Genomic DNA, 23,724 nt, shown 5'->3' with positions numbered 1-23,724 from the left:
CGCGGCTATCCCCGCGCGCCCGGCCGCGCCGCGACCGCACCGGCACGCCCGCCGACCGCCATGCTGGCCAGCATCGCCCCCGTCGCCGTCAGCACGATGTCCGTCCACGTATCGGTCCAATCCCCGATCAGCCCCGTGGCCCACTCGAAGATCTCCCACGTCACCCCCAGCCCCGCCCCGAAGGCCAGCCCGAGCGCTGCTCGTCGCAGGGGCGATCGCGGCACGCCATCCGCCGCCAGCAGCGCCGCGAAGACCATCCCGGCCAGCGCGCCGCTCACCAGGTGCACCACCTCGTCATACGGATTTTCGCCGTAGAACCAGTTCAGCCCGTAGCCCGGGCTGGACAGGATGGTCGCCAGCACGGGCGTCGCGTCCACCCATCGCGGCAGCGCCCGCACGCGCCAGGGCAGCACCGCCATCCGCTCCCGCGGCGGCAGGATGAGCCCGAGGCACCCCACCACCGCCAGCACCGTCGCCCCCGCCGCATTGCCCTTGTGCAGCGACCAGAACCACCCCGCGATCCCCAGCGTCACGGCGATGCAGACCCAGGCGAAGGGCGACTGCCGCCGCCAATCCCCGCGCTCCGGAAGCTCCAGCCGCATTCCCACCCACCGCCCTGGTCAACGAGAGCACGAACGCGCATCGGCCGCTCCGGTCGCACCCGCCCGCGCCAGCCGCTACGCTTCCAGGAGACTCCCAGGAGCCAGCCCATGCCCCCGCTCCCGCGCCGCGCCCTGCTCGCCGCCCCCGTCCTGCTCGTCGCCGGCAGGGCAGGGGCCCAGCCCGCCTTCCCCAACCGCCCCGTCACCATGGTGATGCCCTACGCCCCCGGCGGCGGCACCGACCAGGTCGGCCGCGCCGTCGCCCAGATCATGGAGCGCGAGCTCGGAACTCCGGTGGTGGTGGAGAACCGCCCCGGTGCCAACACCGGCATCGGCGCCACCCACGTCGTGCAATCCCGCCCGGACGGCCATACCCTGTTCTTCGGGGCCAACGCCCTCGCCATCAACCCCGCGCTCCAGCCCAACCTCACCCCGCGCGATCCGCAGCGCGAGCTCGCCCCGATCGGCGAAGTGTACGAGAACCCCCTCATCCTCCACGTCCACACGTCGCTCGGCACGAACACCCTCGCCGATTTCGCCGCCTATGCCCGCGCCCACCCCGGCGCCGTGAACTACGGCACCTCCGGCAACGGCTCCTTCACCCACCTGCTGATGGAGATGCTGGCGCGCGAGGGCCGCTTCACCGCCGTCAACGTCCCCTACCGCGGCAACGCCCCCGCGCTGCTCGACCTCCGCGCGGGCCGCCTCCAGGCGATGTTCACCTCCGTCCTCGAGGCCGACCCGCTGCTGCGGGAGGGCATCACGAAGGCCCTCGCCGTCTCCTCCGCCACGCGCCTTCCCGTCGTCCCCGACCTGCCGGCCGTGGCGGAAACCTTCCCCGGCTACGACGTCGCCTTCTGGCTCGGCCTCTTCGCCCCTGCCGGCACGCCGGAGCCGATCATCGCCCGCCTCGCCGCCGCGCTTCGCGCCGCCACCACCGACGCGGCGCTGCGCGAGCGCCTCGCTCCGCAGGGCGTCACGATGCTGACCGGCGACGCCGACGCCCTGCGCGCCCGCCTGGCGCGCGACACCGACACCTGGGGCCGCCTCATCCGGGACGCGAACATCCGCCCGGACTGACGCGCCCCATGAGGATCCGCGACGCCGTCCCGGCCGATGCGCCCGCCGCGTGCGACGTGCTCATCCGCTCCATCACCGTCCTCTGCGCCGGGGACCACCGGAACGACCCCGCGATCCTCTCCCGCTGGCTCGCCAACAAGACACCGGAGAACGTCGCCGCCTGGATCGCTCTCCCCGACCGCTCCTTCCTCCTTGCCACCGCAGGCCAAGCGGTCCTGGGCGTCGGCGCCGTCACCGACATCGGCGAGATCACCCTGAACTATGTCGCCCCGGAGAACCGCTTCCGCGGCATCAGCAAGTCCCTCATCGCGGCCCTGGAGGCTCGCGCCGCGCATCGGGGCGCGGCGCGCCTTCACCTCCACAGCACCGGAACCGCGCGCCGCTTCTATCGATCGGCCGGCTACGCCGATGACGGCGAGCCCACCAACCTCTTCGGATTGAGCGGCTTTCCGATGTCGAAGCCTCTCCCGACATCCCGGAGTCCACCTGGCCCCTAGCGCCGCTGGATGGCCCACGGCGTGACCGGCCGGGATCATAAGGCTCCGTCGTCACGGCACTGCCTGGATTTGAATTCGAAACCGGGCGTTAGCACCGCTTCCGGAATATTCTTGCTAACCGGCCTCGCCGGTGCCCAAGGTGGGGCATCATCAGCAAAGGGTGCGGGCGCTGGCGACTGAGAGACGCGACCGCGCTCCCGCCTGAACGGCCGGAAACCCACGCATGCACATTTCTCCCACGTCGGCGAACATGATCGCGAAGCGTCAGCAAGAGTGGCTGCGCCGAAGTGCGGAGCTGGACGCAAACCATCATCGATGTCTGCTGAACTCCGCCGAGGCCTTGACCGCATCCTATGCGATCCTCGCGCGTACGGCCGCTCTGGTGCGGCGCGACCGGTCGATCTCGAACTCGCACGCCACTCTCGACACCGCCCCGTAACCGCCGCCAAGCCACGCCTCGACGCATCTCCGATCAGGGCCACCACGATCTTCGTCCGAGGCTGAGCACGGCCCCTGCCGCCCCGGGGGCGCCGAGTCGGCACGCTCCGAACGCCCGAACCGAATCTGGACTCCGCGCCCCGGTCGGCGCGTGAATCGCGCATGGTGCGCCATCCGCACGGCCCCAGCCGACTTCTGCCGGCCGCCCGGGCGGGCACCCTGCCTTCGCCTTGGTCCATTCGACACCCGGCCAGCGCCGATCACCCCTCCCGCGGCCCCGGCCCAACTTCCCCGCCGCCGGCACGGGTGCTGTATTCCCCACTCAGCGCCGCCCAGGACCTGCCATGCCCGTTCAGACCCCCACACGCCGAACCCTCCTGGTCGCCGCCCCCGCGCTCCTCGCCGCGCCCGCCCTCGCGCAGACCCGCTCCATCGGCCCGGCGCCCTACCCCGACCGCACGGTCCGCATCATCGTCCCCTTCGCCGCCGGCGGCGCCAGCGACACCAGCACCCGCGTCGTCGCGCAGAAGCTGACGGAAGTCCTCGGCCAGCCCGTCGTCGTGGAGAACCGCCCCGGCGCCGGCGGCACCACCGGCGTGGACTACGTCGTGAAGGGCCCGAACGACGGCTACACCCTCGCCCTCGGCGGCCTCTCCATGACGGCCCTCGCCATGGGCCTCTACAGCCGCATGCCCTACGACCCGGTGCGGGACCTCGTCCCCATCTCGCCGACGGTCCTCGTCCCGATCGGCATCGGCGTCCGCACCGGCCTCGGCTGCAACACCCTCGCGGAGTTCATCAATCTGCTGAAGGCGAACCCCGGCAAGTACACCTACGGCTCCGCCGGCAATGGCAGCTCCGGCCACATCTCCTGCGTCGCCTTCCTCCGCCGCACCGGCACCGAGGCGATCCACATCCCCTACCGGGGCAGCGGCCCCGTCTTCAACGACCTCCTCGCCGGCACGGTGGACTTCACCGCCGACTCCCCCGGCCTCCTCGCCCCCCACCACCCGGACAAGGTGAAGGCCCTCGTCATGGCCACCGAGGAGCGCTCCTCCACCCTCCCCGACGTCCCCACCTCGGCCGAGGCCGGCGTCCCCGGTTACAAGGCCTATTCCTGGTTCGGCCTCTATGGCCCCCCCGGCACGCCGCAGGCCGTCGTCTCTCGCATCGCCGAGGCGATGAGGGTCGTCCTCAACGACCCCGCCACCGTCAACCGCCTGGACCGCGAGATGGGCCTACCACCCCTGCGCCAGACCCCCGAACGGTTCGCCGCCTTCCTGCGTGAGGAGATCGACTACTGGGTCCCAATTGTCCGCGCCTCCGGCGCCCGGGCCGACTGACCGCGCCGGCCCGAAGGGGGCTCTGCCCCCTTCACCCCCGGCAGGAAACTCAGTTTCCTGCACCTTCGATCAGGGGATCGGCGCCGACGGACACGCCACCCTTGATTTGGCGGACAGGATGCAGGACAATGGTCCTATCAACTCGCACGCGCTTGCCGTTCCCCAACCCCCGCTGGGATCACAGACAAACCGTAAGAAACGCACGCGGTAAGGAAGCAAGGAGGTGAGCGCCTCTGGGTCCGCTCACCCCGCGAAAACCTGAGAGGCCGAACGAAAGCCGGCCAGCAGCGCACCGGGCGCAGGATGTAAGAAAGTAAGGAAGTAAGGCGCCGCGGCGCCTACCCTCCCGACGCCCGCCGATACGCCACATCCTCCGCCATCCACGCCTCGATCACCGCCCGAGGCGCCTTCGCCGGCTCCGCCCGCACCGCCGCGAACAACTGCCGCTTCAGCCGCCCGCGCCATCCCGCCGGCACCGTCGCCACCGCCTCGCCCAGCGCCGCATAGGCATCCGCATCCCACCGCGCCTCATGCGCCACTCGCGCCGCGCCGCCATCGAACCCGGCCCGCGCCGCCCGCCCGGCCCGGACCGCCGCCGTCCGCGCCTCATCCACCGCGCCATCGAGAAGGACCACGCCATAGTCCCGCTCCGCCGCCACCTCCGTCAGCCGCCCCGCCCGCACATCCGCCAGCACCGCCGCCGGATCGCGCCGGTGCGGATCACCCCGCCCGCCGCCACCCGGAGAGACGATCCGCACGACCTCCCCGGCCGTGATCGACAGAAGGTCCGTGTTCCGCAGGTCATGCTCCCGCGGCGTCCCCGGATTCAGCGTGAAGGAACTCGCAGCCCCCGGCTTCCCGCCGAGAATTGCCCAGGGCTGGAAGATCGACCGGTCCCGGTTCCGCGCCGTCACCGTCGCCTCCGGCGCCGTCGTCGTGAACTCCAGCACCGTCGCCAGCCCGCCCCGCGTCGTGCCCGGCCCGCCCGTATCCGGCATCAGCCCGTAGCGGAGCACCCGCACCGGCGCCTCGCTCTCCGTGATCTCAACCGGCGAATTCTTCAGATACGCCGCATCCGCGCCGGACCCGTCCGTCCCGTCCCGGTGCGGCATCCCGCCCGCGCCGCCGACGATCGGCGCCACCGCCGCGATCGCCCGCCTCCCCGTCCGCCGGTCCTCCGCCGCCAGATTGATGATCGAGGAGGACCCCGCCGACGCCGCCGGCAGCCGCTCCGGCGCCGCCTGCGCGAAGGCCCCGTACACCAAGCTCCGCAGCCGCGCGCAGGTGAGGCTCCGCATCCCCACCGCTGCCGGCTGCAACGGATTCACCACGCTCCCCTCCGGCAGGATGCAGGTGAAGGGCCGAGTCGTCCCGAAGTTCAGCAGGATCTTCGGCGAGAGCGCCGACAGCACGTAGTAAACGCCCACCAGGATCAACGAGTGCCGCGGATGCCCCCCCGTCGGCACATTCATGGAGGAGATCGTCTGCGGATCGGTTCCCGTCAGGTCCAGCTCGGCGGAATCGCCCTTGATCCGCAACGTCAGATTCAGCCGCAGCGGATCGCCGCCGACCCCGTCCTCGTCGCAGTAATCCGCGAACCGATACTCACCATCGGGCAGCCCCGCGAGAACTGCCCGCGCCTGCGCCTCCCCGTAGTCGAGAAGGTCCGCCAAGCCGTCCACCAGCGTCCTGGCCCCGAACCGCCGCGCCAGGTCGAGCAGCCGCCGTTCCCCCGTGTTCACGGCGGCGACCAGCGCCTTCAGGTCACCCCAGTTCTGCTCGGGCACCCGGACGTTCGCCATGATCGTGCGCAGCAGCGTCTCGTCCAGCACGCCCTCGCGGTACAGCTTCGCCGGCGGCACCCGGATGCCCTCCTGCTGCACCTCCGTCAGCGTGCGGGACAGGCTCGCCGGCACCGCGCCGCCGACATCCACGTTGTGGATATGCCCGCCCGCGAAGGCGATGATCTCGCCCTCATGGAACACCGGCTTCCACATGTTCGTGTCCGGCGTGTGCGTGGACAGATACCCGGAATACGGATCGCTGGTCATGCAGACGTCGCCGGGCCGGTAGCCCTCGGTCACCAGCGCCATCGCCTGCTCGTAATCCACGCCCGGATACCAGGTCGCGCCGATGTCGATCGGCACCGCGCAGGTCTTGCCGTGGGCGTCCAGCACCTGGATCGTGAAGTCCTCCGTCTCCTTCACGAAGGTCGAGTGCGCCGTGCGGTAGAGCGTCGTCGCCATGCTCTCCGCGGCCGCGCGCAGGTGGTTCCGCAGAACCTGCAAGGTCACGGGGTCGGTGCGCATCACGCCGCCTCCAGGATCAGGTTGCCCAATGCATCCGCCCGCGCATTCCACCCCGGCGGCACCAGCACGGTGCAATCGGCCTGTGTCACCACCGCGGGCCCCGCGAACATAGCCCCCGCCGTCAGCGCCGCCCGCCGATGCAGCCCGGCATCCTGCCAGCGTCCGCCGAGGAACAGCCGGATCACCGCCTCCGGCACCGCGTCCCGCACCGCCTCAGCCCCGCGCGGCATCGGCAGCGGCGGCGCTGCCCGGCTCGCCGCAGCCCGCAGGCTCACCACCTCCACCGGCGCTGCCGGATCGGAATGCCCGAACTGCTCCCCATGCGTACGGTGGAACAGCTCCAGCAGCGCGGCGGGGGAGGGAGCCCCCGCCACCGCATCCGGCACCGGAACCGTCAGCTCGTAGGACTGCCCGCGATACCGCATATCCGCTGCCAGCGAGACCCGCGCCTCGCCCGCGCCGCCCATCGCCTCCAGCGCCGTGCGCGCCTCGCTCGCCAGTTCGCCGAACACCGCCCCGACGCGACCCCAGCCCCGCCCGTCCAACGACAGCAGCACCGTTCGCATTGTGTCCCGCCGCAGGTCCGCCGCCAGCGCGCCGAGCGCGCATAGCGTTCCCGGCCCCGGCGCCACCAGCACACGCTTGATGCCCGCCGTCTCCGCCAGCAACGCCCCGAGCATCGGCCCCGCCCCGCCGAAGGGCATGAGCGTCAGCTCGCTCGCGTGCATTCCCGCGCGGGCCAGCAGCTTGTCGATTTCCACCAGCATCCCGCTGATAGCGACTTGCAGCACGCCTTCGGCCAGTGCCGCGACCTCGATGCCTAACTGACCGGCGATCGGCGCCGCCGCAGCCTCAGCCAGCCCCTTGTCCGGCGCGATCGCCCCGAAGCCGAGCTCTCCTTGCCCGAGGATGCCGAGGATGAGCGCCGCATCCGTCACTGTCATCCGCGTGCCGCCGCGCCCGAAGCAGGCCGGTCCCGGCGTGGACCCGGCGCTCTCCGGGCCCACCTGCAACACGCCCTGCGCGTCCAGCCGCGCGATGGACCCGCCGCCCTGTCCCGAGGAGATCACTGCCACCGTCGGGATGGACAGCGGGAACTCCCCCACCGTCTGCCCCGCCCCGAAGGAGGGAACCCCATCGACCAGCAGCGCCACATCCGCGCTCGTCCCGCCCATGTCGAGCGTCAGCACGGCCTTCTCCCCCGCCGCCCGCGCGACGACGCCCGCGCCGACAACGCCGGACGCCGTGCCGGACAGCAGCATCCCCACGCAGTCGCGCTTGCCGCGCTCCGCCGTCATCGTCCCGCCGGCCGAGGTCGTCAGCAGCAGCGGCGCCGCGATCCCCGCGACCTGCAACTGCTCCTGGATGCGCGCGAGATAGGCCGCGATGCGCGGATGCACATAGGCGTTCAGCACCGCTGTTGAGCTGCGCTCATACTCGCGGATCGCCGGCCACACCTCGCTCCCGCGGAAGACGAACAGATCGGGCGCGAGCTCCCCGATCATTGCCGCCACCGCCTCCTCATGCGCCGGGTTGCGCCAGGCATGCAGGAAGGAGACGACCACGCCCTCGCATCCCGCGGCCGTCGCCGACGCCACCGCCGCCTCCACCGACGCCCGGTCCGGCGCCGTCAGCGTGGCGCCCTCCGCATCCATCCGCTCGACGATACCGAACACGTGCTGCCGCGGCACCAGCGGCGCCGGCCGCTCGCAGAACAGCGAATAGGGGTCGGGCATCCGCAGGCGCGCGAGCTCCAGGATGTCCGTGAACCCCGCCGTGGTGAACAGCGCCAACGGTGCCCCGCGCCGCTGGATGACCGTGTTCACGCCCACCGTCGTGCCGTGGACGAAGCGCTCCACCCCGCCCAGCTCCAGCCCGCCCGAGGCCAGCCGCCGCAGACCCTCCGCCACGTCCTCGCCCGGCGCATTGGGCGTCGTCAGCACCTTGAGCGTGGTGAGTGTTCCCGAGGCGGTGTCGAGCGCGGCGAAATCCGCGAAGGTGCCGCCGATATCGACGCCGATGCGCCAGGCCATGTCCGGTCAGGTCCCGAAGTTCAGAGCGCGCCGGCCGGGGCCAGCGGCGTGCCGTCGACCAGCCGGATGTAGCGGTAGTTCTTCGGATCCACGATCGGCGGATCGCCGGTGACGATATCCGCGGCCAGCCGCCCGGCCGCCGGCCCGATCCCGAAGCCGTGGCCGGAGAAGCCCGTCGCCAGGAAAAAGCCGGGATGCCCGTCCACCGCCGAGATGACGGGCACCGCGTCCGGCGTGGAATCGATCGTCCCGCCCCAGGCCTCCGCGCAGGCGATGTCCTTCAGCGCCGGATAGCCGGTCCGCAGCAGCTCCAGCGCCTGGTTCACCAGGCCCATGTCGGGCGCGGGGTCCAGCACGCGGTTCCTCTCGAAAGGCGACTCCTTGTCGAAGGACCAGTTCGCGCCGGTCAGCAACTCATCGAGGAAGGACTTGCCGATCCGGATCTTCAGCTTCGCCGCACGCTCCCGGAAGGTCGGCCAGAACTGGCGGGCGTAGCGCAGCCCGCCCGGCGTGATGTGCAGCGTGCCGCGGCCGCGCATGGCCATGGTGTAGGACCCGTCCTCCCGCCGTCGCAGGCCGTAATCCGGTGCGCCCAGCGCGCCCGGGATGACCTCCGGCGCCGGCGTGGTGCGGAAGGCGGTGCCATCCACCATCGCCTGCGGCAGGTTGATCCCGTGCCGCCGGCAGAACAGGGTGGACCACGCCCCGCCCGCCAGCAGAACCGCCCCCGTGCGGATGCGCCCCTTCTCCGTCACCACGGCGTCTACGGCGCCACCCTTCGTTTCCATCCCCCGCGCGGCACAGCCCTGGTGCAGCGTGACCCCGATCCGCCGCGCCGCCTCGGCCAGGGCCGGCGCGGCCATGGACGGCTCGGCGCGCCCGTCGCTCGGCGTGGTCATCCCGCCGATCCAGCTCGTGCTCCCCTCCGGGATGTGCTGCTTCACCTCCGCGGCGGAGAGCATCCGGCTATGGACCTGCATCTCCCGCGCATCGTCCGCCCACGCCTCCCAGGCGGCGAGCTCCTTCGGATCATTCGTCACCCAGGTGACGCCGGCGCGGCGGAAGCCGAGATCGGCGCCGATCTCCTCCTTCAGCCCGCCCCACATCTCCAGCGCCGCGCGGGCGAGGGGGATCTCGTGCCGGTCGCGCCCCTGCTGCCGCACCCAGCCCCAGTTCCGGCTGGACTGCTCGCAGCCGACATGCGCCTTCTCGATCAGCGCGACGGAGCGGCCCTTCTTCGCCAGGTGATAGGCCGCCGCGACCCCGATGATGCCGCCCCCGATCACCACCACGTCGGCCGCCTCGGGCAGCCGCTCGTCGCTGGCGATGCGGTTCACGGGTGGCGACATCGGGCGATCCTCGGCGGTGACGGAACCCCACCGTTAGGCCCCGTGCCCGGCCCTGTCCACCGAGGCCGGACGGGCATTCCGCCCTCCCGGCGCCCGCCCGGGCGAACCAAATCCTTCCCACCCCGTGGGATTTGACGAGACGCCTCGATGGGCCGACCCTGACCGGAAAGGACGGGAGGAACCCATGCACCGCAGGAGCTTCGGCCTCGCCGCGCTCGGCCTCGCGCTGCCCGCTATCGCGCGGGCCCAGGAGGCCTGGCCCGCGCGCACCGTCCGGCTGATCGTGCCCCAGGCGCCCGGGAGCCCGATCGAGATCCCCACCCGGATCGTCGGGGACCGGCTGGGACGCCGCCTGAACACCACCTTCATCGTCGAGAGCCGCCCCGGCGCCGGCGGCGGCATCGGATCGCAATACGTGTCGCAGCAGGCGCCGGACGGTTCCACCTTCCTGGCCACCTCCGCCGGCATCTCGATCATCCCGACGCTCCAGCCGGCACTGAATTTCGACCCGATCCGCGACCTCGATCCTGTCAGCCTCATGTGCGACGTGCCCTCGGGCCTGCTGGTGCGGAACGAGTCCCCGCTGCGCTCCGTGCCGCAGGTGCTCGAGCACGCGAAGTCGCGCCCGGGCGAGCTCACCTACGCCTCGGGCGGCGTGGGATCGGCGAACCACCTCGCCGGCGCGCTGTTCTGCGCCCAGGCGGGGGTGGAGATGACGCATGTGCCGTATCGCGGCGTGAGCCAGGCGGTGAACGCGGTCTATGCCGGCGACATCTCCCTTATCTTCGGCTCCACGCTGGAGCTTCTCCAGCACGTCCGGCAGGGACGCGCCCGGGTGCTCGGCGTCACCATGCCCGCGCGCGTGCCCGCCCTGCCGGATGTTCCCGCCATCGCCGAATTCGTGCCGGGCTACGCGGCGCCGAACTGGTTCTGCCTCATGGCGCCGAAGGGCATGGCCCGGCCGCTGATGGACCGGTTGACGACCGAGCTGGCGGCCATCCGCGACGACCACGACCTGCAGGCCCGCATGGCCGATGGCGCCGCCACCGCCCGGCTGGACGGTCCCGCGCCCCTCGCCGAGCGGCTGGCGGAGGAGGTGCCGAAATGGCGCGACCTCGTCTCCCGCACCGGAATCCGACCCGAGTAGGACAGAGAAACGTGTCGCAGACCCTGACGAACCCCGTGAAGGAACGCCTGGCCGCCGGACAGCCGGCGCTGGGCATCAACGTCCGCACCTGCCGCTCCGCCGACATCGCGCGGATCGCGAAGACCAGTGGGCACGACTTCCTCTTCATCGACACCCAGCACTCCGTCTTCGACCTGGAGACCATCATCCACATCGCCCAGACCGCGCTCGCCATCGGCATCGCGCCGGTGGTGCGGGTGCGGAGCGTGGACGACCCGGACGTGTCCCTGCTCCTCGACAACGGCGTGACCGGCATCGTCTTCCCCGACGTCTCCACCGCGGAGCAGGCGCGGCGCGCCGTGCAGACGGTGCGCTTCCCGCCGACCGGGCGGCGCTCCGTCGGCGGCGGCTACCTCCAGTTCGACTTCCGTCCGATCCCGGTCGGCGAGGCCACGCGGCAGCTCAACGACTCCACCCTGCTCGTCTGCATGATCGAGACGGTGGAGGGGCTGGAGAACGTGGAGGAGATCGCGAAGGTCCCCGGCATCGACGTGCTGCATGTCGGCACGAACGACCTGCTGGTGACCATGGGCAAGGCCGGGAAGTTCGACGATCCCGCCGCGGTGGAGGCGCAGGACCGCGTCATCGCCGCCGCCAGGGCGAACGGCATCCACGCGGGCTGCGGCGGCAACCGCGACACGACGCGGCAGGCCGCGGCGGTGCGGCGCGGCGCCCTGTTCCTCACCACCCAGAGCGACGTCGCGCTGCTCACCTCCGCCGCCACGGCCTGGGCGAAGGGCGTGCGCGATGCGCTGGCGGCGGGCGGCTGACCGATGGTCGAATACCTGAACGTCCCGGCGGAGACCGTCCGGGCCCAGATCGTCGCGATCCTGACCGCCTGGGGCATGGACCCGGAGCTGATCCGCCTCACGGCGCAGGTGATGGTGGAGACCGACCTGGCCGGCGTGGACAGCCACGGCGTGTCCATGGTGATGGACTACGATTCCTCTCGCCGGAAGGGAAAGCTGAACCTCCACGCCCGCCCGCGCGTGGTGCGGGAGAACCCGGTGACGGCGCTGATGGACGCCGATGCCGGCCTCGGCCACCCGGCCTCGGTCATGGCGATGGAGCTGGCGATCAGGAAGGCGAAGGCGGCCGGGGTCGGCGTGGTGGCGGTGCGCAACTCCCACCATTTCGGCGCGGCCGGCTACTACGCGGCGATGGCGGCGGAGGCCGGGCTGATCGGCGTCGTCACCTCCGCGACGCGGTCCATCAACGTGGTGCCGACGCATGGGCGCACGCCGATCCTCGGCACCAACCCGATCGCCGTCTGCGCGCCGGCGGGCCGCAACCGCGCGTTCCGGCTGGACATGGCCACCTCCTCCACCGCCGCCAACAAGGTGCGGGTCTACGGGCTGAAGGGGAAGCAGGTCCCGGAGGGCTGGGTCGTGGACGGCAATGGGAACCCCATCCGCGATGCGACCGAGGCGATGCACACGCTCCGTGAGCTCGACGAGGGCGGGCTGACACCGCTGGGCGGCACGCCGGCCATGGCCTCGCACAAGGGCTACGGGCTGGGCGTCGTGGCGCATATCCTCGGCGGCGTGCTGTCGGGCGCGTCCTTCTCGCCGCTGCGCGTGAAGACGCAGCGACCGCAGGACCCGGATGACCTCGGCCACTTCTTTCTCGCGATCGACCCGGACGCTTTCCGCGAAGAGGGCGAGTTCGAGGCCGACATGGACGAGGTGATCGACGTGCTCCACGGCGCGCCGCGCGCGAACCCGGACCAGCCCGTCCTTGTCCCCGGCGATCCGGAGGCGGAGACGCGCGCCACCCGCTTGCGCGACGGCATCCCGCTGCCGGAGACCCTGACCGCGAAGATCCGGGAAGTGTGCGAGGGCTGCGGCGCCCCCTACCTGCTGGAAGGCCAGCGGGCCTGAACGACGCGGAGGTCCGCTACGCTGCCCTGCGCGCGGCCCTCGCCGCGCGCCACGGGCCGATCCTGTCGGAGATGAAGGGCTTCGGCGCCTCCGCGCTGAGCATCGACGGCCGCATCTTCGCCCTGCTCAGCCGCGGCCGCCTGGTCGTGAAGCTGCCGGCCGCGCGGGTGGACGCGCTGGCGACCGCTGGCTGGGGCGAGCGCTGGGACATGCACCGCGGCAGGCCCGCGAAGGAGTGGTTCTCCGTCCACCCGGACCATGAGGCCGAGTGGACGCATTTGGCAGAGGAAGCGCTGCGCTTCGTCGCCCCGTCGCCGAGCTAGACCCGAAGGTTCAGGCGCCGGATCATCTCCCCGTCCTCGGTGAACTGGCGGCGCACCGCCGCGCTGTAGGCGGCGCTGTCGAGATAGGCAGGCGCCATGTCGAAGCGCTCGAGGATCGCCAGGTGCGCGGGGTCCTGGATCGCGTCGCGGAAGGCGTTCTGCAGGGTCTCGACCACGGCCGGGTCCATCCCCGCCGGACCGCCGATGCCGAAGGGGGAATCGGAAACGATGTCGATGCCCAGCTCCCGCAGGGTCGGGGCATCGGGGAAACTCTTCGCCCGCTGCGGTCCCCAGGTGCAGAGCAGGCGGAATTGACCGCTTCGGACCAGCTCCGCCCAGCCGCTCGAATCTGCGGTGGCGTTGATCTGGCCGCCGAGCAGCGCCTGCATGTTCTCCGCCACGCCTCGGAAGGGGACGTGCACGAACTCGATCCCCTGCTGCGACGCGATCTGCTCCATCGTGATGTGCAGGGACGTCCCGACGCCCGGCGTGCCGTAGGTGACGCGCCCGCGATTGGCCTTCGCGTAGGCGAGGAACTCCGGGAAGGTCTGCCAGGGCGCGTCCGCCTTCACCACGACACCGAAGAGGTAGCCGGTCACCTGGAGGATCCAGGTGAAGTCCTTCATCGGATCGAAGGGCGGGCGCTGCGCCATCTGCGGGTAGCGCAGCACCGATACCGGCATCTGCGACAGCGTGTACCCGTCCGGACGCGCGCCGACGAGCGCCTGCGCGCCGAGGATCCCGCCGGCGCCCGTCCGGTTCTCCACCACGATCGGCTGGCCGAGGCGGCGCGTCGCGCCCTCGCAGAGCGCGCGCATCTGCACGTCCGTCGTGCCGCCCGCGCCATAGGGCACGTAGAGCCGGATCGGCCGGTCGGGGTAGCGCGCCTGCGCGAGGGCCGGGGCGGCCAGCGACGCGGCGCCAAGGGCGAGCGCCGCGCGGCGCCCGAGCGAGATGGTCATGGGCGGGATCGCCTCCTCCGCGGACCTTGTGCGGTCCTGTCGTCTTCAGGGTGGCGGGGGATGCGCACGTCAGCAAGCCGGGGCGGCGCGCTTGACGCGGCGGAAGCCCGTCCCGTATCTCTTTCTCACGACAAAATCATATTTCGCATCCTGAAAATAGCTTCCGGGGGGTCACATGACACCGAGCGCGCCGGTCACGTCCGTTCACGCCGATGGCGTCGCTCTCGTCCGTCTCTCCAATCCACCGGTGAACGCGCTCTCCGGCGCCGTGCGCGGCGGTGTTGTCGACGCGCTGCAAAAGGCGAATGCGGATCCGGCCGTGCGCGCGATCGTGCTGACCGGGGAGGGGCGCGGCTTTTCCGCCGGGGCGGACATCACGGAGTTCGGGAAGCCGCCCGTCTCGCCCTCCCTCTCCGAAGCGATTGCGTCAGTCGAGGAATCGCCCAAGCCAGTCGTCGCGGCGATCAGCGGCAACGCGCTGGGCGGCGGGCTGGAACTGGCGCTCGGCTGTCATGCGCGCGTGGCCGCGCCCGACGCGAAGCTGGGCTTGCCGGAGGTGAAGCTCGGCCTGCTGCCCGGCGCGGGCGGGACGCAGCGCCTGCCCCGGCTGATCGGCGCCGTCCCCGCGCTGAAGATCATGGTGGAGGGTAACCCGATCGGCGCCGAGGCCGCGAAGGCGGCCGGGTTGGTGCAGGAGGTCGCCGCGGACCCGGTGGGCGCCGCGACGGCGCTCGCCTTGTCGCTGGCCGGCAGCACGCCCCGCCGCAGCCGCGACGCAGCGAATCTCGGCGCGCGCGAGGCCTTCGAGGAGGCCGCCGTCGCCACGCTGAAGCGCGCCGGCGAGAACCCGAGCGCGGCCGCCATCGTGGACGCCGTCCGCTTGGCCTTCGAGAAGCCGATCGAGGAGGGGTTGGCGGCGGAGCGCGCGCACTTCGTGCGCCTGCGCGATGATCCCCGCTCCAAGGCGTTGCGTCACCTCTTCTTCGCCGAGCGAGCGGCGGCGCAGATCCCGGGCCTCCCAAAGGGCACGAAGGGCCGGGAGGTCGCCCGCGCCGCGGTGATCGGCGGCGGCACCATGGGCGGCGGCATCGCGATGAACTTCGCCAATGCCGGCATCCCTGTCACCCTGATCGAGACGGACCAGGATGCGCTAACCCGCGGCCTGGAGCGGGTGGCCGGCAACTACGCCACCTCCGTCAAGCGCGGCAGCCTGACGGAGGCGGCGCGGGACCAGCGCATGAGCCTCATCAAGGGCGCGGTCGGCCTCGAGGCGGCGGCCGAGGCCGATGTGGTGATCGAGGCGGTGTTCGAGGAGATGGGGCTGAAGAAGGAGATCTTCGGCAAGCTCGACGGGATCGCGAAGCCCGGCGCGGTGCTGGCGTCGAACACGTCCTATCTGGACGTGGACGAGATCGCCTCCGCGACCTCCCGTCCCGGCGACGTGCTGGGGATGCACTTTTTCTCCCCGGCGAACGTGATGAAGCTGCTGGAGGTGGTGCGCGGCGCGAAGACCGCGCCGGACGCGGTCGCCACGGCAATGGAGCTGGGGCGCAAGCTGGCGAAGGTGCCGGTGGTTTCCGGCGTGTGCTACGGCTTCATCGGCAACCGCATGCTCGCGCGCCGCACGGCGCAGGCCGAGCGCCTGCTGCTCGAGGGGGCGCTGCCCCAGGAGGTGGACGCCGCGCTCACGGCCTATGGCTTCCGCATGGGGCCGTTCCAGATGGGCGACCTCGCCGGTCTCGACATTGGCTGGCGCATCCGCAAGGCGCAGGGCAAGCGCGCCCCGATCGCCGACGCGCTCTGCGAGGCTGGGCGGCTCGGGCAGAAGACCGGCAAGGGCTATTACGACTACTCCGGCGCCGCACGCAGCGGCGTGCCCGATCCGGAGGTGCGCGCCCTGATCGAGCGCGTCTCCGCCGAGCAGGGGATCACCCGCCGCGCGATCGGGCAGGAGGAGATCACCGAGCGCCTTCTTCTCCCCATGATCAACGAGGGTGCGCGCATCCTGGAGGAGGGCATCGCCGCCCGGCCCGGGGACATCGATGTCGTCTGGCTCTACGGCTACAACTGGCCGGCGACGACCGGCGGACCGATGTTCTACGCGGACACGATCGGCCTGCCGCGCATCGTCGAGCGGCTGGAGCGGTTCGCGGCGCAGTCGGGCGACGAGACGCTCCAGCCCGCGCCGCTGTTGCGCCGCCTGGCCGCGGAGGGCCGCGGCTTCTCCTCGCTGGAGGCCAAGGCGGCGTGACCGCCCGCGCGGCGCATCCCTGGGAGGCGTCCTACCCGCCTGGCTGCCGCTGGGACGCGCCGCTCGACATCATCACCATCCCCGAATTGCTGGACCGCGCCGCCGCGCAGTGGGGCGACCGCACGGCGCTGTCCTATCGCGAGCGGCGGATCACCTACGCCGAGTTGAAGGAGTTGGCGGACCGGCTCGCCGCCGGGATGATGTCGAGGGGGATCGGCCGCGGCGAGACCGTGGCGCTCCTCCTCCCGAACACGCCCTGGCACCCCCTGGCCTTCTTCGGCCTGGCGCGAACGGGTGCCCGGATCGTGCATCTCAGCGCGCTGGATGCGCGGCGGGAGCTGGAGCACAAGCTGCGCGACAGCGAGGCGCGCCGGATCATCACGACAGACCTCGCCCCCCTTCTGGACCACGCGGCCTGGCTGCTGGAGACCGGCGCGGCGGCGGAGGTGCTGATCGCGCCGGATGGCTTCTGGACCGGATCGCCGGACGCCGTCTCCCTGCCGCCTGGCGCCGCGTCCGTGAGGCCGCTGCTGGATCACGCACCCCCTGCCGCCTGGCCCGCGCTCGTCGCGGATGACCTGCTGCTGCTGCAATACACGGGCGGCACGACCGGGCGGCCGAAGGGCGCGATGCTGACCCACAGCAACCTGACCGCCGCGGTTTCCATCTACCGGAGCTGGGGCGATCCGCGGACGAGGCTGGAGCCGGGGGAGCAGCGCGTGCTCCTCGTCCTGCCGCTCTTCCACATTTTCGCGCTCACCTCGGTGCTGCTGCGGCATCTTGCGGACGGGAACGAGCTGCTGCTGCGGCCGCGCTTCGATGCGGCGGCCGCGCTGGACGACATCGAGGGGCGGCGCGTGACCGTCTTCCCCGGAGTCCCGACCATGTGGATCGCGATGCTGGGGCAGCCGGGCGTGGAGGGGCGCGATCTCTCCTCCCTGCGCTCCATCGCGTCCGGCGGGGCGCTGCTGCCCTTCGAGGTCCGGGTGCGGGCCGAGGCGGTATTCGGGCGGCCGCTCCTCGGCGGATGGGGCATGACGGAGACGAGCCCGGCCGGCACGCGCGTCACGCCCGACGCGCCGCGCCGTCCCGGCATGATCGGCCTGCCGCTGCCGGCCGTGGAGATGCGGATTGTGGCGCTGGACGATCCGGGCCGCGTGCTTCCCGCCGGGGAGACAGGGGAGATCGCCGTCCGCGGTCCCAGCGTCTTCCAGGGCTACTGGAACAGGCCGGAGGAGAGCGCGGCCGCCTTCCGCGACGGCTTCTTCCTGACCGGCGACATCGGCTGGATGGATGAGGGCGGCTTCTTCACCCTCGTGGACCGGCGGAAGAACATGATCATCTCCGGCGGCTTCAACGTCTATCCGGCGGCGATCGAGGGCGCGATCTACGAGCACGCGGACGTCGCGGAGTGCATCGTGATCGGCATGCCCGACGCGTATCGCGGCGAGGCCGCGAAGGCCTTCGTGACGCTTCGCCCCGGCGCGCCGGAGCTGACGCTGGAGACGCTGCGCGACTTCCTGCGTGATCGGCTGGGCCGCCACGAGATGCCGGCGGCGCTGGAGGTGCGGGACTCCCTTCCCCGCAGCCCGACCGGCAAGCTGCTGGCCAGCGCGCTGCGCGCCGAAGTTCAAGCCATGATGAGCACCCCGCATGACGCCACCTGACGCCCTTCCGCCCTTCGATCCCGCGGCCCATGGCTGGGAGCGCCGCGGGACGGGCGGCTTCTCGGAGCTGACCGGCCCCTTCTGGGCCAAGCGGGAGGGGGAGGGGCGCGTCTTCGGCCTGCTGACCGAGGCTCACCATGCCAACGGCCACGGCATCATCCACGGCGGGCTGCTGGTGACGATGGCCGACAACGCACTGGGGCTGACCGTGTTCGAGGCCGGGGGGCGCGTGCCCTGCGTAACGGTGCAGCTCAACACGCATTTCATCTCCGCCGCCTATCCCGGCGAATTCATCGAGGCGCGGGCCGAGGTGCTGCGCCGCGCCCGCTCGATGGTGTTCATCCGCGGGGTGCTGACGGTCGGCGACCGCACCGTCGCGGCGGCGGACGGGGTGTGGAAGCTGCTCTCGGCCTCGCCCGCGCGAGGCGTGCCCAAGGGGGATCCTGCATGAGAAGCGCGGTCATCGTCTCCACGGCGCGGACGCCGATCGGCCGTGCCTACCGCGGCGCCTTCAACGACACGCAGTCCCAGGCGCTGGGCGGCCATGCGGTCGCGGCCGCCGTGCAGCGCGCCGGCATCGAGCCGGGCGAGGTGGAGGACGTGGTCATGGGCGCGGCGGTCCAGCAGGGCGCGCAGGGCTTCGACCTCGGGCGCCAGGTGGCGCTGCGGGCAGGCCTGCCGGAGACGGTGGCAGGCATGACGGTGGACCGGCAATGCGCCTCCGGCCTCATGGCCATCGCGACGGCCGCGAAGCAGGTAATGCATGACGGGATGCAGATCGCCGTCGGCGGCGGCCTGGAATCCATCTCGCTGATGCAGACGGAGCGGACCAACCGCTGGCGCCGGGAGGATCCGGCCTTGGTGGAGCGGATTCCCGCGCTCTACATGACGATGCTGGAGACGGCGGAGATCGTGGCGGACCGCTACGGCGTCACGCGGGACGCGCAGGACGCGTATGCCTTCCGCTCCCAGCAGCGCACCGCGGTCGCCCAGCAGGCCGGCCGCTTCGACGACGAGATCGTGCCGATGCCGAGCGTCATGGCGGTGACGGACAAGGCGACAGGAGAGACGAACCGGAAGCCGGTGACGCTGGCGCGCGACGAGGGCAACCGCCCCGACACGACGCTGGAAGGCCTCCAGACCCTGAAGCCGGTGTTCAAGGACGGGCAGCGCGTGAAGGAGGGCCGCTATATCACCGCCGGCAATGCCTCCCAGCTCTCGGATGGTGCCTCGGCCTGCGTGGTGATGGAGGAGGGCGAGGCGTCCCGCCGCGGCTTGCACCCGCTGGGCATCTACCGCGGCATGGCGGTGTCGGGCTGCGATCCGGCGGAGATGGGCATCGGCCCCGTCTTCGCGGTGCCGAAGCTGCTCGCCCAGCACGGGCTGAAGGTCGAGGATATCGGGCTGTGGGAGTTGAACGAGGCCTTCGCCTCCCAGGTCCTCTACTGCCGCGACCGGCTGGGCATCCCCGATGAGTTGCTGAACGTGAACGGGGGCGCCATTGCCATCGGTCATCCTTATGGGATGTCGGGCGCGCGCATGACCGGCCACGCGCTGATCGAGGGCAAGCGCCGCGGCGCCCGCTACGTGGTGGTGACGATGTGCATCGGCGGCGGAATGGGTGCCGCCGGCCTGTTCGAGGTGGCCTGACCATGGACCTGCGCTTCACACCGGAGGAACGCGCCTTCCGCGGGGAGGTGCGCGCCTTCATCGCCGCCGAGCTTCCGCGCGAGACGCAGGAGCGGATGATCCAGGGCCGCCATCTCTCCCGCCAGGAGACGGTGGACTGGCAGAAGAAGCTCAACGCGCGCGGCTGGGCCGTGCCGCATTGGCCGAGGGAGTGGGGCGGTTCCGATCTGACGGGGACGCAGCGCTTCATCCTGACGGAGGAGCTGCAGCGGGCGCCGGCGCCCCTGCCGCTCGCCTTCAACGCGCTGATGGTCGGTCCGGTGATCGCGGCCTTCGGGACGGAGGAGCAGAAGCGCCGCTTCCTGCCGCCCACGGCGAATCTCGACATATGGTGGTGCCAGGGCTTCTCCGAGCCGGGCGCGGGGTCCGACCTCGCGTCCTTGAAGATGACGGCGGAGCGCCGGGGTGACAGCTACGTGGTGAACGGCCAGAAGACCTGGACGACGCTGGCGCAGCACGCGAACTGGATCTTCTGCCTTGTCCGCACCGATCCGAAGGCAAAGAAGCAGGAAGGCATCTCCTTCCTGCTGATCGACATGACCCTGCCCGGCGTCACCGTCCGCCCGATCGTCACGATCGATGGCGGCCACGAGGTGAACGAGGTCTTCATGGACGACGTCGTCGTCCCGGCCGACTGCCTCATCGGAGAGGAGAACAAGGGCTGGGACTGCGCGAAGTTCCTGCTGGGCAACGAGCGCGCCGGCCAGGCGCGCGTGGGCACGAGCCAGGAGCGGCTGCGGCGGCTCAAGGGGATCGCCGCGCGCACGGTGCAGGATGGCCGCCCCCTGATCGAGGATCCGCGGTTCCGCGACCGGGTCGCGGCGGTGGAAGTGGAGCTGAAGGCGCTGGAGATGACCACCCTCCGCGTTGTCGCGAAGGCGGCGGGTGGCGATCGCAAGCCGGACCCGGCCTCCTCCATCCTGAAGGTACGGGGATCGGAGATCCTGCAATCCATCACGGAGCTCTATCTCGAAGCGGCCGGCCCCTACGCCCTGCCTGCCGTGCCCGAGCCGAAGGACCGCTCTAACGCACCGGAGGTCGCGCCGGAATGGGCAACGACCGTGGCGCCGATCTACCTCAACTGGCGCAAGCTCTCGATCTACGGCGGGTCGAACGAGATTCAGCGGCAGATCATGGCCAAGGCCTTCCTGGGACTCTGAGACGATGGATTTCGAGCTGAGCGACGAGCAGCGCCTGATCCAGGAGAGCCTGCAGCGCCTTCTGGCCGACCGCTACGGCTTCGAGGCGCGCCGGGCGTTGGCAGCCTCTCCGGAGGGATGGAGCCGGGAGCTGTGGTCTGCCTATGCCGAACTCGGCATCCTCGGCCTGCCCTTCGCGGAGGCGGAGGGCGGCTTCGGCGGGGGGGCGGTTGAGACGATGATCGTCATGCAGGCGCTCGGCGGCGCGCTGGCACTGGAGCCCTACTGGACCACCGTCGTGGTCGGCGGCGGCTTCCTCCGGCACGGGGCGGGCGCCGAGTTGCGTGCGGAGCTTGCGCCGCGGATCGCGGCGGGGGAGTTGCTCCTCGCCTTCGCGCATGTGGAGCCGCAATCCTACTACGATCTGGCCGACCTCCAGACGACGGCGCGGCGGGACGGGGATGGCTGGGTGCTGGATGGCCGCAAGGGCGTGGTGATCCACGGTGACAGCGCGGACCGGTTGATCGTCACCGCCCGGACCGCCGGCGGTCCGCGGGACCGGAAGGGCGTCGGCATCTTCCTGCTGGACGCGAGGGGGGAGGGCGTCGCCCGCCACGGCTACCCGACGATGGATGGCGGCCGCGCGGCGGAGATCCTGCTGACCGGGGCGCGGGCGGAGGCCGTTCTCGGTGATCCGGAGGACGGACTACCCCTGGCCGAGCGCGTGGTGGATGAGGGCATCGCCGCCCTGGCCGCGGAGGCGGTGGGCGCCATGGAAGCCGCGCAGGTTCTGACGCTGGACTACCTGAAGACCCGCAAGCAGTTCGGCGTTCCGATCGGTTCCTTCCAAGCGATCCAGCACCGCGCCGCCGATATGATGGTGCAGCTGGAGCAGACCCGTTCCATGGCGATGTACGCGGCCATGATGGCGTCCGAGGACGATGCGGCGGAACGGCGCCGGGCCATGAATGCGGTGAAGGTGCAGGTCGGTCGGGCGGCGCGGAAGCTGGGGCAGGAGGCGATCCAGCTCCATGGCGGCATTGGCATGACCATGGAGTACGCCATCGGCCACTACTTCGCGCGCCTGACCGCGATCGACCTTCAGTTCGGTGATGCCGACCGGCACTTGCGGCAGCTTTCCGACGCGGGAGGGCTGATCGCCGCGGCTTGAGCACGCCCCGAGAACGGGGGAGGGAGGTCCAATGAACAAAAGAAGGGTTGTGGACGTCACCCGGCGCGGCGCGCTCGCGCTCGGGGCGTCTGGCCTCGTGACGCCGCGGATCGCGCGCGCCCAGGCCGGATTTCCGGACCGCCCGATCCGCTTCATCATTCCGTGGCCGCCGGGAAGTTCGCTGGACGCGCTGTTCCGCTCCATGTTCGAGGTCGTGCGGCGCGAGCTCGGGCAGCAGGTCATCCTCGACAGCCGGCCTGGCGCGCGCGGGACTCTCGGCGCACAGGCGGTCCTCCAGGCGCGGCCGGACGGCTATCTTCTCGCGCAGCAGCACCTCTCGATCCTGCGCCATCCCTTCATGACGCGGCACGCCACCTGGGATCCGATCAACGACTTCACTTACATCATGCAGGTCAGCGGCTTCCTGTTCGGCACGGCGGTCCGGAGCGACAGCCCCTATCGCAGCTGGCAGGACCTGATCGCCGCGGCGCGGGCGCGTCCGGGGATGCTGACCTACTCCACCTCCGGCGTCGCGACCTCGAACCACATCGCCATGGAGGACATCCTGGCGCGGGAGGGCGTGCAGATGACGCATGTGCCCTTCCGCGGCGCGCAGGAGGGCGTCACGGCGCTGCTCGGCAAGCAGATCGACTGCATCGCCGATGCCCAGGCCTGGCGTCCGAACGTCGAGAATGGCGAGTTCCGCCTGCTCTCGGTCTGGACGCGGGACCGCCTGCCGGCCTTCCCCGATGCACCGACGCTGCGCGAGCTGGGCTACGACATGGTCGTCACCTCCCCTTACGGCATTGCGGGACCGAAGGGGATGGACCCCGGCGTCGTCCGCGTGCTGCACGAGGCCTTCCGCAAGGCGCTCTCCGACGAGAGCACCCAGCAGGTGATGCGCCGCTGGGAGCTGCCGATGGAGTATCTCGGGCCGGAGGATTACCTCGCCTTCGCCCGGCAACGCGTCGCCTACGAGCGTGAGATGGTCTCCCGCCTGCAGCTGAGCATCGACGGGAGTTGACGGATTGCCCTACCGACCCTTCGACCTGACCGGTCGTGTGGCGCTGATCACCGGCGGCAATGGCGGCATCGGGCTGGGCATGGCAACCGCCCTGGCCGAGGCCGGCGCGGACATCGCGATCTGGGGTACCAATGCCGCCAAGAACGCGGCGGCGCGGGAGAACCTGGCCGCCACCGGGCGCCGCGTGCTCACGCTGGAATGCGACGTGGGCGAGGAGGCGGCGGTGGAGGCGGCCTTCGCCGAGACGGTGCGGTTCATGGGCCGGGTGGACGGGTGTTTCGCGAATGCCGGCGTCTCCTCCGGCAAGAAGACGCCCTTCGTGGACTTCACGGCCGAGGAATGGCGCCGGGTCCTGCGCGTGAACCTGGACGGCGCCTTCTTCACCCTTCGCGCCGCGTCCCGCCACATGGTGGCGCGCGGGGGCGGAGGCGCCCTGGTCGGCACCGCCTCGCTGGCCGCGATCGAGGGGGCGGCGCGCAACGAGCACTACGCGGCGACCAAGGGCGGGCTGGTCTCGATGATCCGCGCGCTGGCGGTGGAGCTGGCACGCCACGGCATCCGCGCCAACACCATCCTGCCCGGCTGGATCGAGACGGCGATGACCGCGCGCTCCGTGGCGGACGAGAAGTTCCGCGGCAACGTCATGCCCCGCATCCCCATGCGGCGCTGGGGACAGCCCGCGGATTTCGGCGGCATCGCCGTGTATCTCATGAGCGATGCCTCCGCCTATCACACCGGTGACACCTTCCTGATCGATGGCGGCTATGCGCTGTTCTGAACC

The 23,724-nt window shown here is 71.4% G+C and carries 20 protein-coding genes; 15 read left to right on the top strand and 5 right to left on the bottom strand.

Annotation, left to right across the window (positions count from 1 at the left end):
• Positions 1–5: 5 nt before the first annotated feature.
• On the bottom strand, positions 6–602 hold the full coding sequence (locus ACP6CK_RS08160) for a hypothetical protein (RefSeq protein ID WP_426958383.1): 597 nt from the start codon (positions 600–602) through the stop codon (positions 6–8).
• A gap of 108 nt (positions 603–710) precedes the next feature.
• Between ACP6CK_RS08160 and ACP6CK_RS08155 the strand changes: the two genes are divergently transcribed.
• The 3 genes from ACP6CK_RS08155 to ACP6CK_RS08145 all read left to right on the top strand — a co-directional run bounded on the left by ACP6CK_RS08155 (position 711) and on the right by ACP6CK_RS08145 (position 3,960).
• Positions 711–1,682 (top strand): Bug family tripartite tricarboxylate transporter substrate binding protein, encoded by a 972-nt coding sequence (locus ACP6CK_RS08155; protein ID WP_426958382.1) that lies wholly within the window; start codon positions 711–713, stop codon positions 1,680–1,682.
• Between the two features lie 8 nt (positions 1,683–1,690).
• Positions 1,691–2,179: a GNAT family N-acetyltransferase gene (locus ACP6CK_RS08150; RefSeq protein ID WP_426958381.1), complete on the top strand. Its 489-nt coding sequence runs from the start codon at positions 1,691–1,693 to the stop codon at positions 2,177–2,179.
• A 782-nt stretch (positions 2,180–2,961) separates the two neighbouring features.
• Positions 2,962–3,960: a Bug family tripartite tricarboxylate transporter substrate binding protein gene (locus ACP6CK_RS08145; protein ID WP_426958380.1), complete on the top strand. Its 999-nt coding sequence runs from the start codon at positions 2,962–2,964 to the stop codon at positions 3,958–3,960.
• Between the two features lie 338 nt (positions 3,961–4,298).
• On the opposite strand, the gene ACP6CK_RS08140 is transcribed toward ACP6CK_RS08145, so the two are convergent.
• Genes ACP6CK_RS08140 through ACP6CK_RS08130 form a run of 3 tightly spaced genes read right to left on the bottom strand, consistent with a single transcriptional unit; the run spans position 4,299 to position 9,651 of the window.
• Entirely contained in the window at positions 4,299–6,269 is a 1,971-nt protein-coding gene (locus ACP6CK_RS08140) for a hydantoinase B/oxoprolinase family protein (protein ID WP_426958379.1), read from the bottom strand.
• A complete protein-coding gene (locus ACP6CK_RS08135; RefSeq protein WP_426958378.1) occupies positions 6,269–8,302 on the bottom strand; it encodes a hydantoinase/oxoprolinase family protein in 2,034 nt (677 codons plus the stop codon). Before ACP6CK_RS08135 ends, ACP6CK_RS08140 begins: the two co-directional genes overlap by 1 nt.
• A 20-nt stretch (positions 8,303–8,322) precedes the next feature.
• Positions 8,323–9,651 (bottom strand): NAD(P)/FAD-dependent oxidoreductase, encoded by a 1,329-nt coding sequence (locus ACP6CK_RS08130; RefSeq protein WP_426958377.1) that lies wholly within the window; start codon positions 9,649–9,651, stop codon positions 8,323–8,325.
• Positions 9,652–9,835: 184 nt separating this feature from the next.
• Between ACP6CK_RS08130 and ACP6CK_RS08125 the strand changes: the two genes are divergently transcribed.
• Genes ACP6CK_RS08125 through ACP6CK_RS08110 form a run of 4 tightly spaced genes read left to right on the top strand, consistent with a single transcriptional unit; the run spans position 9,836 to position 13,040 of the window.
• Complete coding sequence (locus ACP6CK_RS08125; protein ID WP_426958376.1) at positions 9,836–10,798, top strand: Bug family tripartite tricarboxylate transporter substrate binding protein; 963 nt, start codon at positions 9,836–9,838, stop codon at positions 10,796–10,798.
• Between the two features lie 11 nt (positions 10,799–10,809).
• Entirely contained in the window at positions 10,810–11,607 is a 798-nt protein-coding gene (locus tag ACP6CK_RS08120) for an HpcH/HpaI aldolase family protein (RefSeq protein ID WP_426958375.1), read from the top strand.
• Positions 11,608–11,610: 3 nt separating this feature from the next.
• Positions 11,611–12,717 (top strand): Ldh family oxidoreductase, encoded by a 1,107-nt coding sequence (locus ACP6CK_RS08115; protein ID WP_426958374.1) that lies wholly within the window; start codon positions 11,611–11,613, stop codon positions 12,715–12,717.
• Positions 12,669–13,040, top strand: coding sequence for a TfoX/Sxy family protein (locus tag ACP6CK_RS08110; RefSeq protein WP_426958373.1), 372 nt, complete (start codon positions 12,669–12,671; stop codon positions 13,038–13,040). Before ACP6CK_RS08115 ends, ACP6CK_RS08110 begins: the two co-directional genes overlap by 49 nt.
• On the opposite strand, the gene ACP6CK_RS08105 is transcribed toward ACP6CK_RS08110, so the two are convergent.
• Positions 13,037–14,002 (bottom strand): tripartite tricarboxylate transporter substrate binding protein, encoded by a 966-nt coding sequence (locus ACP6CK_RS08105; protein WP_426958372.1) that lies wholly within the window; start codon positions 14,000–14,002, stop codon positions 13,037–13,039. The genes ACP6CK_RS08110 and ACP6CK_RS08105 overlap by 4 nt on opposite strands.
• A gap of 175 nt (positions 14,003–14,177) precedes the next feature.
• Here ACP6CK_RS08105 and ACP6CK_RS08100 point away from each other — a divergent pair, with 175 nt between their 5' ends.
• From ACP6CK_RS08100 to ACP6CK_RS08065, 8 genes are read left to right on the top strand one after another with little or no spacing between them, the layout of a single operon-like run.
• Entirely contained in the window at positions 14,178–16,253 is a 2,076-nt protein-coding gene (locus ACP6CK_RS08100) for a 3-hydroxyacyl-CoA dehydrogenase NAD-binding domain-containing protein (RefSeq protein ID WP_426958371.1), read from the top strand.
• A complete protein-coding gene (locus tag ACP6CK_RS08095; protein WP_426958370.1) occupies positions 16,250–17,920 on the top strand; it encodes an AMP-binding protein in 1,671 nt (556 codons plus the stop codon). The genes ACP6CK_RS08100 and ACP6CK_RS08095 overlap by 4 nt, the downstream gene beginning before the upstream one ends.
• Positions 17,907–18,371: a PaaI family thioesterase gene (locus ACP6CK_RS08090; protein WP_426958369.1), complete on the top strand. Its 465-nt coding sequence runs from the start codon at positions 17,907–17,909 to the stop codon at positions 18,369–18,371. The genes ACP6CK_RS08095 and ACP6CK_RS08090 overlap by 14 nt, the downstream gene beginning before the upstream one ends.
• Entirely contained in the window at positions 18,368–19,570 is a 1,203-nt protein-coding gene (locus ACP6CK_RS08085; RefSeq protein ID WP_426958368.1) for an acetyl-CoA C-acyltransferase, read from the top strand. The genes ACP6CK_RS08090 and ACP6CK_RS08085 overlap by 4 nt, the downstream gene beginning before the upstream one ends.
• 2 nt (positions 19,571–19,572) lie before the next feature.
• Positions 19,573–20,769, top strand: coding sequence for an acyl-CoA dehydrogenase family protein (locus tag ACP6CK_RS08080; protein ID WP_426958367.1), 1,197 nt, complete (start codon positions 19,573–19,575; stop codon positions 20,767–20,769).
• A gap of 4 nt (positions 20,770–20,773) precedes the next feature.
• Positions 20,774–21,919, top strand: coding sequence for an acyl-CoA dehydrogenase family protein (locus ACP6CK_RS08075; protein WP_426958366.1), 1,146 nt, complete (start codon positions 20,774–20,776; stop codon positions 21,917–21,919).
• A gap of 31 nt (positions 21,920–21,950) precedes the next feature.
• A complete protein-coding gene (locus tag ACP6CK_RS08070; protein ID WP_426958365.1) occupies positions 21,951–22,943 on the top strand; it encodes a tripartite tricarboxylate transporter substrate binding protein in 993 nt (330 codons plus the stop codon).
• 4 nt (positions 22,944–22,947) lie between these two features.
• On the top strand, positions 22,948–23,721 hold the full coding sequence (locus ACP6CK_RS08065; RefSeq protein ID WP_426958364.1) for an SDR family NAD(P)-dependent oxidoreductase: 774 nt from the start codon (positions 22,948–22,950) through the stop codon (positions 23,719–23,721).
• The last annotated feature ends 3 nt before the right edge of the window (positions 23,722–23,724 follow it).

This window comes from Muricoccus radiodurans (assembly GCF_050154705.1).
Taxonomy (GTDB): Bacteria; Pseudomonadota; Alphaproteobacteria; order Acetobacterales; family Acetobacteraceae; genus Roseomonas; species Roseomonas radiodurans.
The sequence above is the reverse complement of the archived record's forward strand: the minus strand, read 5'-3'. Positions and strand labels throughout refer to the sequence as shown.

Bases quoted from the DNA above. Each gene is read 5' to 3' on its own strand.
- ACP6CK_RS08105 (WP_426958372.1), bottom strand. From the start codon at position 14,002: ATGACCATCTCGCTCGGGCGCCGCGCGGCGCTCGCCCTTGGCGCCGCG.
- ACP6CK_RS08145 (WP_426958380.1), top strand. From the start codon at position 2,962: ATGCCCGTTCAGACCCCCACACGCCGAACCCTCCTGGTCGCCGCCCCC.
- ACP6CK_RS08080 (WP_426958367.1), top strand. From the start codon at position 19,573: ATGGACCTGCGCTTCACACCGGAGGAACGCGCCTTCCGCGGGGAGGTG.
- ACP6CK_RS08135 (WP_426958378.1), bottom strand. From the start codon at position 8,302: ATGGCCTGGCGCATCGGCGTCGATATCGGCGGCACCTTCGCGGATTTC.
- ACP6CK_RS08130 (WP_426958377.1), bottom strand. From the start codon at position 9,651: ATGTCGCCACCCGTGAACCGCATCGCCAGCGACGAGCGGCTGCCCGAG.
- ACP6CK_RS08085 (WP_426958368.1), top strand. From the start codon at position 18,368: ATGAGAAGCGCGGTCATCGTCTCCACGGCGCGGACGCCGATCGGCCGT.
- ACP6CK_RS08160 (WP_426958383.1), bottom strand. From the start codon at position 602: ATGCGGCTGGAGCTTCCGGAGCGCGGGGATTGGCGGCGGCAGTCGCCC.
- ACP6CK_RS08115 (WP_426958374.1), top strand. From the start codon at position 11,611: ATGGTCGAATACCTGAACGTCCCGGCGGAGACCGTCCGGGCCCAGATC.
- ACP6CK_RS08125 (WP_426958376.1), top strand. From the start codon at position 9,836: ATGCACCGCAGGAGCTTCGGCCTCGCCGCGCTCGGCCTCGCGCTGCCC.
- ACP6CK_RS08090 (WP_426958369.1), top strand. From the start codon at position 17,907: ATGACGCCACCTGACGCCCTTCCGCCCTTCGATCCCGCGGCCCATGGC.
- ACP6CK_RS08150 (WP_426958381.1), top strand. From the start codon at position 1,691: ATGAGGATCCGCGACGCCGTCCCGGCCGATGCGCCCGCCGCGTGCGAC.
- ACP6CK_RS08140 (WP_426958379.1), bottom strand. From the start codon at position 6,269: ATGCGCACCGACCCCGTGACCTTGCAGGTTCTGCGGAACCACCTGCGC.
- ACP6CK_RS08155 (WP_426958382.1), top strand. From the start codon at position 711: ATGCCCCCGCTCCCGCGCCGCGCCCTGCTCGCCGCCCCCGTCCTGCTC.
- ACP6CK_RS08100 (WP_426958371.1), top strand. From the start codon at position 14,178: ATGACACCGAGCGCGCCGGTCACGTCCGTTCACGCCGATGGCGTCGCT.
- ACP6CK_RS08070 (WP_426958365.1), top strand. From the start codon at position 21,951: ATGAACAAAAGAAGGGTTGTGGACGTCACCCGGCGCGGCGCGCTCGCG.
- ACP6CK_RS08075 (WP_426958366.1), top strand. From the start codon at position 20,774: ATGGATTTCGAGCTGAGCGACGAGCAGCGCCTGATCCAGGAGAGCCTG.